Raw genomic sequence first — 16195 nt, 5'->3', positions numbered from 1 at the left:
TATTCCTTTGCAAAGCGTACTTATTCGCCTAAAGCCTGTATCAGGCGTTTGAGCGTTTTGTGACAGCTGTCGGATTCAATGACAAGATGGGCGGTTTGACGGTACAGCGTATCGCGTTGGTCATACAGCTCTTGCAGTTTGGCCAAAGGGTTGGCAACTTGCAACAGCGGCCGGTTGCTGTCGTAACGGGTACGCTCCAGCAAGGTTTCGGGGCTGGCATGCAGATAAACAACCGTGCCGTTTTGGCGCAAAATCTGTCTGTTTTCACTGCGTAATACAGAGCCGCCACCGGTCGATAAAACAATGTTGCGCCGGGAAGTGAGCTTCTTCAGCATATTGGTTTCGCGGTTGCGGAAGCCTTCCTCCCCTTCCATCTCAAAAATGGTCGGAATGGATACGCCCGAAGAAGTGCAGATTTCGTAGTCGCTGTCGTAAAACGGGCATTCAAACATTTGGGCAAGCTGCTTGCCCAAAGTGGTTTTGCCCGCGCCCATCAGCCCGATTAAAATTAAATTGCCGTTGATTTTTTCCATGTGGGTCATTTTATACGATATGGTGGTTTCGTGGAAAAGTTCGTCGTTTTTCAGACAGCCTTTCATCTCAGGCCGTCTGAAAACCAAAACAGGCATACCTTTGCAGATATGCCTGTTTGTCATTTTAAAAATCAGTAACGCAGATTGTTACCCACATTATCCATAATGCGCGGCGTGATAAAGATCAACAGCTCACGGCGGTTTTCACGTTTGCCGCGTGATTTGAACAGATTGCCGACAACAGGAATATCGCCCAAAATAGGTACTTTGTTCACTGCATTGGTGCTTTCTTCTTCGTAAATACCGCCGACAATCAGCGTGCCGCCATCTTCAACCATGGCTTGGGTATTCAAGTGTTTGGTGTTGATACACTTGGTTGTCAGAGAATCCACGGTACAGTCGATCGGGGTATCGCGATTAATCTTCACAGTCATGATGATTTGACCGTCAGGCGTAATATTCGGCGTTACGGTCAAGCCCAAAACAGCTTTCTTGAAGGTAATTGAAGTCGCACCGCTGGAAGAAGCCTCTTGGTAAGGAATTTCCGTACCGGATTCAATTTTGGCTTCTTTGCGGTCTTGTGTCAGCACGCGCGGATTGGAAATGGTTTTGCTCTTACCTTGCTCTTCAGACGCGCTGATTTCCAAGCCCAATGCGCCAGACGAGAACGCGCGCACCAGCGCAATGCTGTTGACTGCGGCTGCGGTCGGCAGACTGACGTTCGGATCCAAAGTCCATGTGCGGTAGCCTACGTCGCCACGGTTAAACGAGGCATTGGTATTGTAGTTGGTTTGTGCATTGCTCCAATTGCTGCCCCATGCGTTACGGCCACTTGCACCACCGGAACCGAATTTAACGCCCAAGTTGCGGAAGAAGGTATCTTCTGCTTCCACAATACGCGCTTCCACCATCACTTGACGGGTCGGAACGTCCAATTCATCAATCAGTTTGCGGAATTTCTCAATCACGCCGCGGTTGTCGGTCACGATCAGCGTATTGGTGGCCGGATCGATTAAGGCGCTGCCTCGGTTGCTCAACAGAGTATTGCGGGTATTGGAATTATTACTATCGTATTCTTCCAGACGCAGAATTTTGCGGAATTCTTCCACGTTTTTGTATTTCAACTGGAAGGTTTGAGAATACAGCGGACCCAATTCGGCAATCTCTTTCTCAGCCTGCAAGAAGGCTTTGTCTTTTGCCAACAATTCATCGCGAGGCGCAATATTAATGATGTTGCCTTGACGGCGCATATCCAAATTGCGCGCCTGCATGACCAAGTCTAAAGCCTGATCCCAAGGTACATCTTTCAAGGACAGGGTCATGGTGCCTTTGACAGTATCGCTGGCAACAATATTCACACCGGATTCTTTTGCCAGAATCTGCAAGATGGTACGAACTTCTACATCTTGGAAATCCAAAGAAATTTTACGGCCTTTGAACGATTTGTTCGCATTGTGGTTCAAGCCGCCGAATTCGGTATTGGCGGCTTTAGGCGATACTTCAAATACAAAACGGCCGGAAGAAGCTTTGGTATTGATGTCCCAATTCGCATTATTATTGCGGATAATAAGCTGGGTAGAATTGCCGATACGTTTGAGCGTAACGTTTTGTACAGGGGTATTGAAGTCAGCTACATCCAAACTGCGTTGCGCTTGTGTCGGCAGCGTATGGTTTTTCAAGGTAACAACGACGCGGTCGCGCTGCTGTTTGATGTCCGGCTGTCCGCTGAAACCAGGGGCGGACAATTCAATAATGCCGGAATTGCGTGCGCCTTTGCGGAAATCGATATTGGCGGCCGAAACGGCTTGATAAGTCTGAGCAACGCGCGCGGTAGACGGCGTAGCCGCACGGTCATTTGCAACGGCCGCATTGGTTTGGTCAGTAGATTCGTTTACAAACACCCAAACTTCGTTGCCGCGAATCTCAGTATTGTATTGGCTGATTTTGTTCAAACCCAAAACCACGCGTGCGCGGTCATTGTTTTGTGCCGCAGTAATTTGATTCAGCAATGGATCGGCATATTCCAAAACAGGCTGAGGCAAACGGATATTGGTGTTGGCAAAATCCAATGCGATACGCGCCGGAGTAGATGTTACAAAACCATGAGGTGTAGTGACGTCTTTGTCGAAACGGATTTTGATAATTTTTTGGTTGTCAGGCAAAGTGGAAACGTTGATATCGGTAATATTGCCTGCAAAGGCCGTCTGAACAGCGAGGGCAACGCTGAAGCCGGCAAATAATTTTGTCATGTGCTTGGTTTTCATAATTGAGTGAGACCCCTAAATTAATTTGAGTTCGAACTATCTGAGCTATTGGAAGAATCCGCCTCTTTACTGCTCAATGGCAATTCGGCCTTCCGGTACACCCAGTTGCCGTAGCTGTCTTCAACTTGCTCGGTCAGGATAATTTTATCTTCGGTAATACTTTGGATTCTGCCGTAATTCTGACCGATGTAGTTTCCGGGATAAACAGTATAAACATGGTCGTTGACCTTGATAAATCCGGAAACTTTGCCGCCGCTTTGCAGCGTTCCGACAAAGGCCATATTTTCCAAACTGAAGGCTTCCAATGTTTCTTTCGGACGGTTCACATCCGGCGCATTACCGCCTTTAGGGGCAGTGTCCAAACGGCGGGAATCAAACGCATTCATGCCTTTAAAGTTCGGCGGGCTATACGGCTTAGGCAATGTAACCGTCGGCTCTTCAAACGGAATAATCTTGGATTTTGCTTCCTGACGGGTTTGCGTCATCCATTGAGTCAAATCTTCATAGCTTTGCGTACAGGCTGCCAAGGGAAGAAGACTTAAGAGTAAGATGATTTTTTTCATGATTTCCCTATTCTTTTATTTTTGCTCATTCTCGGCAGGTTTGCCTTCTTCTTGTGCCTGTTGCGCAGCCAATTCGGCAGCAATCTCTTCGGCCGGACGTGCTTTGTAAGTCGTCGCAATCGCACTCAATGTCAACTCGCCTTTATTACCTTTGCCTTCTTTGTCCTCGCCTGCGTTCACGAGTTTTAAAGAATCTAACGTAATAATGCGCGACAAATCGCCTACATCACGGGTAAATTGGCTGATCTGAGAGTATTTGCCTGTGATGGAAATCTGATACGGCAGTTTTTGAATCGGACCATCGTTTTCAGGTTGGAGCGGTGCAACGCTGTCCAAACGCAATCCGTTGGTTGAACCTGCCTGATGCAATTCTTGAATCAGGTTCGGAATTTCTGCGTCGGTCGGCAATTGTTTCAACAAAACGTCGAATGCAGAACGGATCGAAGCCAATTCGGCCTTCAGATTATTCAAGCTTGCTGCCTGAATGCTTTTACGCGTAAAGGTTTCCTTCAGCTCTTCCTCTTTGGCTTCCTGCGTATTCAGGGTTTCAATCTGATCTTTAAATACGCCGACATAGCCCAAAGCCAACATACCGACAATCAACAAACCTGCCAGCAAAAGTTTTGAAGGCATATTGAGCAGGTACAGGTTTTGTACGTCCAATTGTTTTAAGTTTTTAGATGCCATTATTGAGCCTCCGGAGCAGGTTCTGCCACAGATTCGGCCATTTCACCGCTGCTTTGGGCAGTCGGTGCAGGAGCCGGCGTATTCACTTGGTTGATTGAAGATTTCAAAGTAAATTCTTGGTAGTTATCTACTTTTTTAATGCTCAACAATTCAGGCTGCAAGAAAATACCTGTACTTGGCAGGGAGCGCATCATAACGGCGATTTTATTGTCACTGATGGCATGGCCGCTGATTTTATAGCTGGTCGGGCTTTCTGCTTCCAACGCAGTCAAATAAGTATTATCGGGCGTAAGCGTATTCAAAGAATCAAGGATATAGGCCGCTTGATAGCGTTTTTCCTGCAACTCTTCAACTTTCAGCTTTTTAGCCAAGAAGGCTTCTTTTTCTTGCTGAAGTTTATCAATTTCGCCCAATTCTCTATCAAGCCTGTCGATTTCGATTTGCAGAAAGTTGTTGCGCCCTTCTTGATTACTGATGGCGCTGTCAATACCGAGATAGGTAGCGGCCGCCAAGCCCAAACCCACTGCAAAAGCGCCAAGCATCAATATTTTGAATTGCTGCTGCTTGCGCTGTTTAATTTCTTCCCGATACGGAAGAAGGTTGATTCTGGTTAATTCGATCATGTTCTCAAAGTCCCCTTAATGCCAATCCGAACGCCAAAGTCAGTGAAGGCGCATCAATTTGAAACTGCGGCAATTCTACTTTTGCACTGCGTTCCACATATGAAATCGGATGCAGATATTCTGTTGCCGTATTGGTTTGCGAGAAAATGCTTTCCGCCAAACCTGCCTGCTGCGCGGTAAAGCCGGTCAGCAGGATGTGTTTGATATTGGAGAAAGAATCAGTGGCCTGCGTGGTATAGTAAAATTGCAAAACACGCTGAACCTCCTGCGCAACCTGCACATTAAAACGGTCGGCAATCTGAGACTGGTAGTCGGAAGGCTTGTTTTGGGAAGCCATCATTTGTGCGGCTTTTTCTTCAGTTACCTGATAAGTACGCTGAATCAGCTGATTGAGCTGCTCTGTACTGACCGGCGTTTCTTGTTTGTAGAGGATACGGCCGTTTTGCAGGATCAGGGCATACATTTGCGTCGCATGAATGCCGAACACGGCAACTTTTTCATCTGCCATTTCGGGAGCATGCGTATTCATCCAATGAACAAAGGCATTGCGTTGCGCCAGCAAGTCTAAATCCAAAGCGGACAAAGGCAAGCCCGCATTCTCAAACATTTCAATGCGTGGCTCGACATCGTCTTTTTTGGCGGCAACAGCTAAAACATGCTGGCCTGAACCGACTTCTTCGGCTTGAAAGTCGTAGTTCATTTCTTCAATAGGCGCAAATTGGCCGACTTCCGCTTCGACAAACTCTTCCAAGTCCAAATCGGTATCACGCGGGTTGTAAATAATTTGCTCGACTGTCGCCAAATTTTGTGGCACGGCCGCAACAATATTTTTGCAAGAACTGCGTAATTGTGTGTAAGTATGTTGGATGTAAGTAGCAAGCTGATCGTAGTCTTGAATTTTGTTGCCTTTGATAATATTTTTAGGCAATTTGGTAATAACGTATTTTTCCAGCTGAATTTGGTTTAAACTACGGCCTGTCAGTTGTACCATCTTAATGGCATGTTGGCTGATGTCGACGCCGATGGCAGAGCGGTTGTTCAATCCGCTAGAAGCCTTGCCTGTTTTGGTATCTTTCGTGCTTTTAAATAAGCGCATGATTTGACTTCCCTGTATCATTTAGGAGTGAGTAACTGTTTCGTTATCCGTAAAGGACTTCTTATTCTTTACACAGTATTGACTGTGGCTGATAGAAATCGTTTCCCATTTTACTTTATTTATCGCCATTAATGGCAAAATTATTACTTAGTCATGATTAAAAAGATTATAACGACCTGCCTGGGTCTCTTATTGGGACTGGCTCTTTTCGGTGTAGGTCTGATTGCAATTGCAATTTTGGTCACCTATCCGAAGCTGCCGTCTTTGGACACTTTACAACACTACAAACCCAAAATGCCGCTGACGATTTATTCTTCAGATGGCCAAGTGATTGGCGTTTACGGCGAGCAACGGCGTGAATTCACCAAAATCGGTGACTTTCCCAAAGTTTTGAAAAATGCCGTGATTGCCGCCGAAGATAAACGCTTCTACGACCACTGGGGCGTGGACGTTTGGGGTGTGGCGCGCGCCGCGATCGGCAACGTCATGGCCGGCGGCGTCCAATCCGGTGCCAGTACGATTACACAACAGGTTGCTAAAAACTTCTACCTGAGCAGCGAGCGTTCGTTCACCCGTAAATTCAACGAAGCCCTGTTGGCCTACAAAATCGAGCAGTCTTTGAGCAAAGACAAGATTTTGGAGCTGTACTTCAACCAAATCTATTTGGGTCAACGTGCTTATGGTTTCGCCTCCGCCGCCCAAATTTATTTCAATAAAAATGTTAATGAATTAACATTGGCCGAAGCCGCCATGCTGGCCGGCTTGCCTAAAGCACCTTCTGCCTACAACCCGATTGTGAACCCTGAGCGTGCCAAACTGCGTCAGACTTATATTCTGAACAATATGCTGGAAGAAGGCATGATCACCCTGCAGCAACGCGATCAGGCTTTGAAAGAAGAGCTGCATTACGAGCGTTTTGTACAAAACATCGATCAAAGCGCTCTGTACGTTGCCGAAATGGTGCGTCAAGAGCTGTTTGAGAAATACGGCGAAGATGCCTACACGCAAGGCTTCAAGGTATACACCACCGTCGACACCGCACACCAGCGCGTGGCCACAGAAGCCCTGCGTAAAGTCCTGCGCAATTTCGACCGCGGCAGCAGCTACCGCGGTGCAGAAAACTACATTGACCTGAGCAAAAGCGACAACGTAGAAGAAACTGTCAGCCAATACCTTTCTACGCTTTACACCGTCGATAAAATGATTCCGGCGGTTGTATTGGAAGCTTCACGCAAAGGTGTACAGATTCAGTTGCCGAGCGGCCGTAAAGTGACGCTGAACAGCCACGCTTTAGGCTTTGCCGCCCGTGCCGTCAACAACGAAAAAATGGGCGAAGACCGCATCCGCCGCGGCTCCGTCATCCGTGTTAAAGGCAGCGGCGATACCTTTACCGTCGTTCAAGAGCCTTTGCTGCAAGGCGCATTGGTGTCTTTAGATGCGAAAACCGGTGCAGTCCGCGCATTGGTCGGCGGCTACGACTACCACAGCAAAACCTTCAACCGCGCAACTCAAGCCATGCGCCAACCCGGCTCGACGTTTAAACCGTTCGTTTATTCCGCCGCTTTGGCAAAAGGCATGACTGCCTCCACCATGATTAACGATGCGCCGATTTCCCTGCCGGGCAAAGGTACAAACGGTAAAGCGTGGAACCCGAAAAATTCAGACGGCCGCTATTCCGGTTACATCACGCTGCGTCAGGCTTTGACCGCGTCGAAAAACATGGTGTCCATCCGCATCCTGATGTCTATCGGTATCGGTTACGCGCAACAATACATCCAACGCTTCGGCTTCAAGCCGTCTGAAATTCCTGCCAGCCTGTCTATGGCTTTGGGTACAGGCGAAACCACGCCGTTGCGTATTGCAGAAGGTTACAGCGTCTTTGCCAACGGCGGTTACAAAGTGTCCGCCCACGTCATCGACAAAATCTACGATAGCCAAGGCCGTCTGAGAGCGCAAATGCAGCCTTTGGTAGCCGGTGAGAACGCACCTCAGGCCATTGACCCGCGCAACGCCTACATCATGTACAAAATCATGCAAGACGTTGTCCGTGTCGGTACCGCACGCGGTGCAGCCGCGCTCGGCCGCTCCGACATCGCCGGTAAAACCGGTACCACCAACGACAACAAAGACGCATGGTTTGTCGGCTTCAACCCTAGCGTTGTGACTGCCGTCTATATCGGCTTTGACAAACCGCGCAGCATGGGTCGTGCAGGTTACGGTGGTACAATCGCCGTACCGGTATGGGTAGAATACATGCGCTTCGCCCTGAAAGGCACCAGCGTCAAACCGATGAAAGCCCCTGAGGGCGTGGTTTCGAACGGCGGCGAAGTGTATATGCGCGAACGCATGACCACCAGCTCCGACCTGGCCTTGGACAACAGCGGCGTTGCACCGCGTCCCGCTCAACCTGCCCGTCGCGCGGTTCCGAATGAAAACCGCCGCCGCACCGAGAGCGGCAATGCGCCAGCCCGTGAAGAATCAGACGAAACCCCAGTTCTGCCAAGCAATACCGGCAACAATAACAGACAACAACTGGACTCTCTGTTCTAATGTTCTAAAGTAAGGCCGTCTGAAACGTTCAGACGGCCTTTTTTAAGAAAATTCAAAGCAAAACCATGATTGATTTACACTGCCATTCGACCGTTTCAGACGGCATGCTCTCCCCAACCGAAGTCGTCCGACTCGCCCGTCAAAACGGTTGCACCCTACTCGCCCTGACCGACCACGACCATACCGGCGGACTTGCCGAAGCGCGCGCCGAAGCCAATACCCTCGGCCTCCCCTTCGTCAACGGCGTGGAAATATCCGTCACTTGGCGCGGCCGCACCATCCACGTTGTCGGCTTGGACTTTGACGAACACAACGAAACCCTGCAAAGCCTGCTTGCAGAAGTCCGCAAAGGCCGTCTGAAACGATTGGAAGCCATCGCGGCCAAACTGGAGAAAAAAGGCATAATGGGCGCGTATGAAGGTGCGCTGGCATTGGCCGCCAACAAAGAAATGGCCAGCCGCACCCATATTGCCGAATTCCTCATCCGCGAAGGTTATGTTAAAAACAAACAGCAGGCATTTACCAAATATTTAGGCGACGGTAAATCCTGTTCCGTCAGACATGAATGGGCCACACTGGAAGACTGCGTAGCCGCGATTACAGACGCAGACGGCATGGCCATTATTGCCCACCCGATGCGCTATGAATTATCCGCTACCGCCAAACGAAACCTGTTTCAAGAATTTAAAAATCTCGGCGGCGCAGGAATTGAAGTGCACAGCGGCAACTGCTGTAAAAACGACCGCCTCAACTATGCCCTGCTTGCCGACCGCTTCGACTTTCTCGCCAGCGCAGGCAGCGACTTCCACCGCCCCAACGACTTCAGCGGCGGCATACTCGGCGCCTGTCCCGACTTACCCGAACAATGCCGTCCTGTATGGAAACGCTTTAAGGCCGTCTGAATTTTTTCATATTTTTGTAAATAGCTTATCTATCTATAAACAGAGACTCAGCATCTACACAATTTACATAAGTAAATTCAATAATCAAATATACCTCATAAAACCCCATAAACTGACATTTATCCTTTTTAAGCAATTTGTTAGGCAAACTCATTCTCTATTCTAGAAATATATGCATAATCTTTTAATTCATTAGGAATATCCTCAATTATTTCATTTCTTTTAATTCCTATTTTTATAAAGGCACCCACTGACGCCAAAAACGCAGAAAAATATTGAGATACCATACCCCAAGATTCTTCATCCCTTCATAGAATCCATAAGCTGCCGAGATGGATCCAACCAAATCTGAAAAATCTGTTCTTAATACAATTTTATGACTAGCCAGACATTTGTTTTTCATTACCTTATGTGAGTCCATTGATTTATGTAAATCACAAATTGCTTTTTCTAGTTGCAACATCTTTGTATTCTGAGTAAATATTTGATCAGGAGAACTAATTATTTCATCATACATAGCACTTAAGCATAAACGCAACATTATTAATTCATCATTATATTTTTCTTTGAAATTTAAAATTTCTTCAAGAGGTATAGATCTTTGTGGAATAGGAATAGCTTTATATAGTTCAAATTCAATCGTCCTTTGAAGAGTTTTCCTTATGTTTTTAGAAGCTTTAAAAGACAAATCTTTATGTAATTGTTGCAAACTCCAAAGATACTCTGTACCTTTATGATTATAATTATTAAAAATTTCTTCTTGAATATTCAAGAAGAAATCTTCATTTACCGAATAACTTCCTGTTAACCATACTTCTTCAATTGTTAGAGTTTTTTCATTTTGAAGTAAATTAACATCACCTATATTGGAATAACTCATATAGAACATATTATTATTAGGTAAAATGATTTTATCCCAAAAAAACAGTGCCATTCTAATTTCCTGTTCTAAATCAACTCCACCCCCAATGATCGTATTACCATTAACCTCGACAGGAGGTGCCATAATAATTCCACGCTTCTTCACTTCTTATCTCCAATATTTAACTCAAAGAGTAACAAATTTTGAATATTTAGATATAAAATCCATATTTTCAATAAATAAAAATAACATAAAAATACTGTATAACTATAATATACTCCCTTCTCTAAGTAAAATCATAACAACAGAAATAAAAATGCACAGGCCGTCTGAAAATACTTTCAGACGGCCTGTGCATTTTTATTTCTCTTTACCGCAAATTAAAACGACCTCACCAGTGACAAACCGACTTCGTTTTGTTTGTAGCTGTACAGCCAGTCGGTGTTGCCGTTGTCGCGGCGGTGTTTATAGCTGAGGACGGGCTTAAGGCCGGCGAATTTCCAGCGGTCAGCGCCTATGCTGAAGCGGTAGGTTTGTTCTTTGTCGCGGCGGCGTTGTTCGAGGACGGCATTCTCTTCCCTATGGCTGCGGATACCGAAAGTCGCAGAAATCGAAGCATCGAAACCGGCTTCAAACATTTTTGCCGCACCCAGCCGTGCGGAAATTTGGCGATAGCTGTCCACAGGGTCTTTCGTTTTGCGTTGTTGCCAGTCTATGCCGCCGTAGAGCATCAGGTCGCTACGAGGGAAATAAGACAGGGTGTTGTAAACGGAGAGGAGGCTGCCGTCGAGCAAACGGGTTTTGTCTGCATAAGAAAGGTGTTTCCACTCGGCTTCCGTATTCCACATCCAGCTGCCCTTGTCGAGGTTCCATTCGCTGCGCACACCATAGGCGCGGTTGAGGGTTTTGCTGCCGTTGCCATTCCATTCGACAAGTGGTGCGAAGGCGAAAGTGTGGCGCTGGTTTTCAAACTGATAGCCTGCACTGAGGTTGAGCGTGTGTTCGTTGAAATCTTTATGGTCGCGGTAGGAGCGGCCATAGCCGAGTGCGCGGGCGGCAATGCCGTGGTGTCCTTTAACCTGCCAACGGCGGACGGCGGCGGCTTCGTATTTGATGCCGTTGGCGGAAATGGGTTTGTCGCCTGAAAATTCTTCCCAGCATTCGCCGTCGATTTCGGTTTTACACCACACTTTGCCGCTGCCTTCGTTAATGTTGCTGTTGTGGACGGCACCGACGGAAAGGCTGCCCTTCCAGCTTTGTCGTTGCTTCAAGGCATCTTGGAAATGGGCGATGTTTTCTTTGACGGCTTCGGGCAAGTCTTCGTTTTGAAGGTGTACAAATTCAGAAGAGGCTTCGCGGTTCAGACGGCCTTCAAAAAGCAGGCGTGCGTAATCAAGCCGTCCGCGTGTGAAGTCGGGATGGCGTTGCAGCAGGGTTTCGTATTCTTGTTTGGCGGCTTTCCACTTGCCTTCGCCTCGTGCAAGAGAAGCACGGGCAAACGAAGCGATATCGGGATCGTATTCGCTTTGCTGGATATAATGCTCCAGCAGAGGGCGAACGGTTTGCCAATCACTGCGGTTGACGGCATTAAACAGTGCCTCGCCTTGGTCGGCTTCGGAATCGCTCTCGGCTGTCTGCCCGGTATGCGGAGCAGAAATATCGAGATGATATTCGCGTACTTTTTGTTCCTGCTCCTGCATGGTGTGGCGGGTATCCTGCCACAGGCGTTGCGCGGTACGGTCGTCTGAAAAGTCAGAACGCGGCGCGGCAAGGACGGGGGCGGAGAGAAGCAGAATCAGGCAGGCAGACGGTTTGTACATGGTGTCGGCTTTCCGGTCGGCGGTTTTCAGACGACCTTGAGAAATTTGGAGGCAAGTGTTTAAAAAAGCCTGCGGATGGCAGGCTTTATTTTACTTAAAGACGGATTTTAGCGTTTTACGCCGCCGTATGCCGTATCCAGATTGCGGTCGGTCTTAAATTTGGCAACACCGGCCAACGCGCTTGCACCGTTGCCGAAGAAGTGGCCTTCGGTTTTACCGAAGTGGCCGTTGGCGCGGGCGTAGCCTTCAAATGATGCGCTAGATGGCTTGATGCGGGAATGGATATCCATCTGTACAGCGTTATTTTTCATAGAACCGGTCAAGACTTTTTGACCGAAGTCGGCACGCAATGTACCGGTCAGCGGATTATTGCCGGTGTAGTTGTTGATGCCTTTAACCGCGTAATTGGCTACGCCGGAAACCGGCATTTGGGTGGCACGTTTGTCACCGGAGTAGTAAACGCCGCGGTTGGTGCCTTTAGCGTATTCTTTACCGACCCACTCGCCGTAATATACTTCCGAACCGCCGCTCTTAATGGTATCAAACGCATAACGGCCGAGGTTTTGACGAGTGTACGCATCGTTAACTTGTACGGTTTTCACACCGTTGCGGTCTGCTTTTGCAGGAATATGGTTTACGTTGGTGTAATACACGCCGGAACGGTATGCCGCATTCTTCATCACTTTTTCGCCTTCGGCTTCAGATGCAGGCTTACCCCATTTTTTGCCGTATTTGTAGTTTTGGTAACCATAATCAAATGGGTTGTAGTAATTGTTGGCGGCAAATGCGCCTGCGCTGAACACAACAGCCAAAACAGTAGCGGTGGTTTTTTGCAGATTCAGTTTCATTGAACACTCCTTGAGGTAAAACGATGGTGGGGAAAATTATGTTTCGTTGTGAGTAGAACATATCGTTATGTGAGGAGGTCTTTTTGTTCTGCAAAGTATTTTATAGGGGAAGTGTTAGCACAGAATTAGTAAATGTCCTAACAATCCCCTACAAAGCGAAATTCTTTATTTTTAATTCGATACAACCTGTATCACCTACCCTAAAACGGCAAAGAATATATTGAAACTGCCTGCCCGATACACCATAATGACCCTATAAATACTCGGAAAAAAGGTTAACGCCATGTGCCAACTGCTCGGCATGAATTGCAACACTCCCACAGACATCATGTTTTCTTTTGAAGGCTTCCGCCGCCGTGGCGGCATTACCGACCACCATGCCGACGGCTTCGGCATCGGCTTTTTTGAAGGCAAAGGCGTACGCTTGTTTCACGACGACAAGCCCAGCGCCAACTCGCCCGTTGCCGACTTGGTACGCGCCTACCAAATCAAATCTGAAAACGTTATCGCCCATATCCGCAAGGCCTCACAAGGCCAGACCTCATTAGCGAACACTCATCCCTTCATGCGCGAGATGTGGGGCGAATATTGGCTGTTTGCCCACAACGGCCATTTGATTGATTTTTACCCCGAGCAGGGCGAGTACTACCATGCCGTCGGCACGACCGATTCCGAACGCGCGTTCTGCTTTATTCTCAACCGCCTGCGCAGCCGCTTTGCTACCAAACCCGAACCTGAAGTTTTGTTTGACGCCATTGCTGGCCTGACCCATGAAATCCGCCGCTACGGTTTGTTCAACTTCGTCATGTCCAACGGCGACTGCCTGTTTGCCCACGCCAGCACCTTGCTGCACTACATCGTGCGCAAAGCCCCGTTTGGCAAAGCGCGTTTGCTGGACGATGATGTCATGGTTGATTTTTCAGAAGTGACCACCCCGAACGATAAAGTTTCCGTCATCGCCACCCTGCCCCTGACACGAGATGAAACCTGGTCGCAATTGGCAGTCAATGAATTGGTGATGTTTCAAGACGGCGACATTGTCCTCAGCGACCGCCCCAACAATCCGGTTTACATGAGTGCGGAAGAAGGTTTGGAAATCGCCCGTGCCGTCGGCGTATCGGTTTGACGTTTGATTGACTGAAAAACTCAAGGCCGTCTGAAAAGCCCAACTTCGCCAAAGTTGCCCTTTCAGACGGCCTTTTTATACCTAAATTCTACGCAAAAGCCTTTACTATACGAAAATAACGCAATCCGCTACAATAATAGTTCACAAACAATAAATTCAATTGCTTAGCGACCTTGCCGAGCGTATGACAAGGAAACCCGATGAAGTGCCCGTTTTGCCAACACCCCAACACACAAGTAACCGACTCGCGATGGCTGGAAGACACCAACAGCATCCGTCGCCGTCGCAGATGCTTGGAATGCGGACAACGCTTCAGCACTTTTGAAACCGTTGAAATGCGGATGCCGCAAGTCATCAAATCCAACGGCACACGGGTTCCCTTCAATGCGCACAAACTGCAGACCAGCCTTGAGCGCGCGCTGCACAAACGCCCTGTCACACAAGAACAAATCGATGAAACCGTTGCCCTTATCGAGCAACGCCTCTACCGTTTGGGCAAAAAAGAAGTCGCTTCGCGCATCGTCGGCGAAATGGCGATGGAAGAGCTGGCAAAAATCGACCAAGTTGCTTATGTCCGTTTCGCTTCTGTCTATAAAAGCTTTAAAGACGTTTCCGAATTCACCCAAGTCATCGCCGAATGCAAAGCCAAATAAGGCCGTCTGAAACCATGTTTTCCGAACTTGATACCCAAATGATGCAAACCGCCCTCGAGCTGGCCAAGCTTGGGCGGTTTTCTACTTCCCCCAATCCCCGCGTCGGCTGCGTAATTGCACACGGCGCCCAAATCGTCGGACAAGGTTTCCACGTCAAAGCAGGCGAACCGCACGCTGAAGTTCACGCATTAAGGCAGGCCGGAGCGGCGGCAAAAGGCGCAACAGCCTATGTCACGCTGGAACCTTGCAGCCATTACGGCCGCACGCCGCCATGTGCCGAAGCGCTCGTTCATTCCGGCGTAACACGCGTGGTCGCCGCCATGACCGACCCCAACCCGTTGGTCGCAGGCAAAGGTTTGTCCATGCTGGAAGCCGCCGGAATCCGTACCGAGAGCGGTTTACTGGAAGCGCAGGCGCGCGAGCTCAACCGTGGCTTTCTGTCGCGTATCGAACGCGGCAGACCGTTTATCCGCCTCAAATGCGCCGCCAGTTTGGACGGCAAAACCGCCCTTTCAGACGGCCGCAGCTTTTGGATTACCGGCGAAGCGGCGCGCGAAGACGTACAAATTCTCCGTGCCGAAAGTTGCGCCGTTTTGACCGGTATCGGTACCGTACTTGCCGACAACCCGAAACTCAACGTCCGCAGCTTCCCCACCCTGCACCAGCCTGCGCGCATCGTCTTAGACAGCCGACTGCAAATCCCTTTGGACTGCCACCTCGTTACCGATACCGACAGCCCGACCGTTATCGTTACCCTTTCCTCAGACGAACAACGTTTACAGGTTCTAAGTGCATTTGAACATATCCGCATCATCAGGCCGTCTGAACACATCAACGGCCGCATCAATCTTCTTTCACTCATGCCGCAACTGGCAGAACTTGGCTTTGGCGAAGTTCTAGTAGAAGCCGGCTCAACACTTGCTTCAGCCTTCCTGAAGGATGACTTGGTGGATGAAATCGTCCTCTACCAAGCACCGAAACTGTTAGGCGCAGGCAAACCTCTTTTCTCCCTCCCTGAAAATCCGGCCGCCCTACTTTCAGACGGCCTTTGGCAAAGTCAATCGGTAGAAATCATCGGGCAGGACATTAAATGGGTTCTCCGAAAAAAATCCGTCTAATTGCCTCAACTTAATAATTAAACCATTGTAAATAGAATATATCTATCATTTATATAGCAATAAATGTAATTTTTTCGTCAATATATTATAATGACTTTAGCGTATTCCAATTTAAAACTTTGACTTAAGTTAACTATCCTCAAGCGAATTGTCGACAGATTTTCCTTTTTTTCATCACGAAATAATGGATTATTAAGATAAGTTAAGCCACGAAAATTTATTAAAAGTTTTTATTCTAGAAGGGTTTTAAACGGCATAAACGGTAGTTTCATTTCATGAACCATGAATTTGACAAAACAATATCTAAAATCAAAACATGTAGTTGAACGTAACTTCTGAAAATTAAATATTCAAAAATACCGTTTTCATACCTTATAGGCAGCCTGAACGACCGTTAAACTTTTTTGATTGAGACGAATCAGATAAGTGCTTATGATTTTGTCTAATGTAATTATAAGTATGGTTTTAAGGCTTCACACGATACGGCAGCCGACTATGGCTATGCGGTTGCAGCAAACAACTCAGGCATCGGGCAAACACTCCCGATTTA

14 protein-coding genes are annotated in these 16195 nt (G+C 47.9%); 5 read left to right on the top strand and 9 right to left on the bottom strand.

The features are described 5' to 3' along the window. Positions 1–20 precede the first annotated feature (20 nt). The 6 genes from ACTHTY_RS07840 to pilM all read right to left on the bottom strand — a co-directional run bounded on the left by ACTHTY_RS07840 (position 21) and on the right by pilM (position 5766). Positions 21–542 (bottom strand): shikimate kinase, encoded by a 522-nt coding sequence (locus tag ACTHTY_RS07840; RefSeq protein WP_440367241.1) that lies wholly within the window; start codon positions 540–542, stop codon positions 21–23. Between the two features lie 122 nt (positions 543–664). Then, positions 665–2797 carry a type IV pilus secretin PilQ gene (pilQ, locus tag ACTHTY_RS07835; protein WP_440367132.1) on the bottom strand — a complete coding sequence of 711 codons (2133 nt, stop codon included), beginning with the start codon at positions 2795–2797 and terminating at the stop codon, positions 665–667. A 20-nt stretch (positions 2798–2817) separates the two neighbouring features. Next, entirely contained in the window at positions 2818–3360 is a 543-nt protein-coding gene (locus tag ACTHTY_RS07830) for a pilus assembly protein PilP (protein WP_003684527.1), read from the bottom strand. A gap of 15 nt (positions 3361–3375) precedes the next feature. After that, positions 3376–4047, bottom strand: coding sequence for a type 4a pilus biogenesis protein PilO (locus tag ACTHTY_RS07825; protein WP_004520855.1), 672 nt, complete (start codon positions 4045–4047; stop codon positions 3376–3378). Further along, positions 4047–4670, bottom strand: a complete 624-nt coding sequence (locus tag ACTHTY_RS07820) for a PilN domain-containing protein (RefSeq protein ID WP_440367130.1) — start codon at positions 4668–4670, stop codon at positions 4047–4049. Before ACTHTY_RS07820 ends, ACTHTY_RS07825 begins: the two co-directional genes overlap by 1 nt. Before the next feature lie 4 nt (positions 4671–4674). After that, the gene (pilM, locus tag ACTHTY_RS07815) at positions 4675–5766 is read right to left on the bottom strand and encodes a type IV pilus assembly protein PilM (protein ID WP_440367129.1); all 1092 of its coding nucleotides are present in this window, start codon (positions 5764–5766) and stop codon (positions 4675–4677) included. A 153-nt stretch (positions 5767–5919) separates the two neighbouring features. On the opposite strand from pilM, the gene ACTHTY_RS07810 reads away from it, so the two are divergent. Then, positions 5920–8316 carry a penicillin-binding protein 1A gene (locus ACTHTY_RS07810; RefSeq protein ID WP_440367128.1) on the top strand — a complete coding sequence of 799 codons (2397 nt, stop codon included), beginning with the start codon at positions 5920–5922 and terminating at the stop codon, positions 8314–8316. 65 nt (positions 8317–8381) lie between these two features. Continuing rightward, on the top strand, positions 8382–9218 hold the full coding sequence (locus ACTHTY_RS07805) for a PHP domain-containing protein (RefSeq protein ID WP_440367126.1): 837 nt from the start codon (positions 8382–8384) through the stop codon (positions 9216–9218). Positions 9219–9453: 235 nt separating this feature from the next. Here ACTHTY_RS07805 and ACTHTY_RS07800 read toward each other — a convergent pair whose 3' ends face one another. The 3 genes from ACTHTY_RS07800 to ACTHTY_RS07790 form a co-directional block, all read right to left on the bottom strand. Further along, on the bottom strand, positions 9454–10224 hold the full coding sequence (locus ACTHTY_RS07800; RefSeq protein WP_440367124.1) for a DUF6236 family protein: 771 nt from the start codon (positions 10222–10224) through the stop codon (positions 9454–9456). 236 nt (positions 10225–10460) lie between these two features. Next, on the bottom strand, positions 10461–11900 hold the full coding sequence (locus tag ACTHTY_RS07795) for a surface lipoprotein assembly modifier (protein ID WP_440367122.1): 1440 nt from the start codon (positions 11898–11900) through the stop codon (positions 10461–10463). Between the two features lie 107 nt (positions 11901–12007). After that, positions 12008–12748: a Slam-dependent surface lipoprotein gene (locus tag ACTHTY_RS07790; protein WP_440367120.1), complete on the bottom strand. Its 741-nt coding sequence runs from the start codon at positions 12746–12748 to the stop codon at positions 12008–12010. Positions 12749–13031: 283 nt separating this feature from the next. Here ACTHTY_RS07790 and ACTHTY_RS07785 point away from each other — a divergent pair, with 283 nt between their 5' ends. From ACTHTY_RS07785 to ribD, 3 genes are all read left to right on the top strand, one after another. Beyond that, entirely contained in the window at positions 13032–13874 is an 843-nt protein-coding gene (locus tag ACTHTY_RS07785; RefSeq protein WP_070645319.1) for a class II glutamine amidotransferase, read from the top strand. A gap of 200 nt (positions 13875–14074) precedes the next feature. Further along, positions 14075–14527 (top strand): transcriptional regulator NrdR, encoded by a 453-nt coding sequence (gene nrdR, locus ACTHTY_RS07780; protein WP_150540629.1) that lies wholly within the window; start codon positions 14075–14077, stop codon positions 14525–14527. A 14-nt stretch (positions 14528–14541) separates the two neighbouring features. Beyond that, positions 14542–15645, top strand: a complete 1104-nt coding sequence (ribD, locus tag ACTHTY_RS07775; protein ID WP_440367119.1) for a bifunctional diaminohydroxyphosphoribosylaminopyrimidine deaminase/5-amino-6-(5-phosphoribosylamino)uracil reductase RibD — start codon at positions 14542–14544, stop codon at positions 15643–15645. The last annotated feature ends 550 nt before the right edge of the window (positions 15646–16195 follow it).

The sequence above is a fragment of the Neisseria sp. P0019.S002 genome (assembly GCF_051957155.1).
GTDB classification, from domain to species: Bacteria; Pseudomonadota; Gammaproteobacteria; order Burkholderiales; family Neisseriaceae; genus Neisseria; species Neisseria perflava.
Note: the sequence above shows the minus strand (reverse complement) of the source record. Positions and strands in the feature narration are given on the sequence as shown.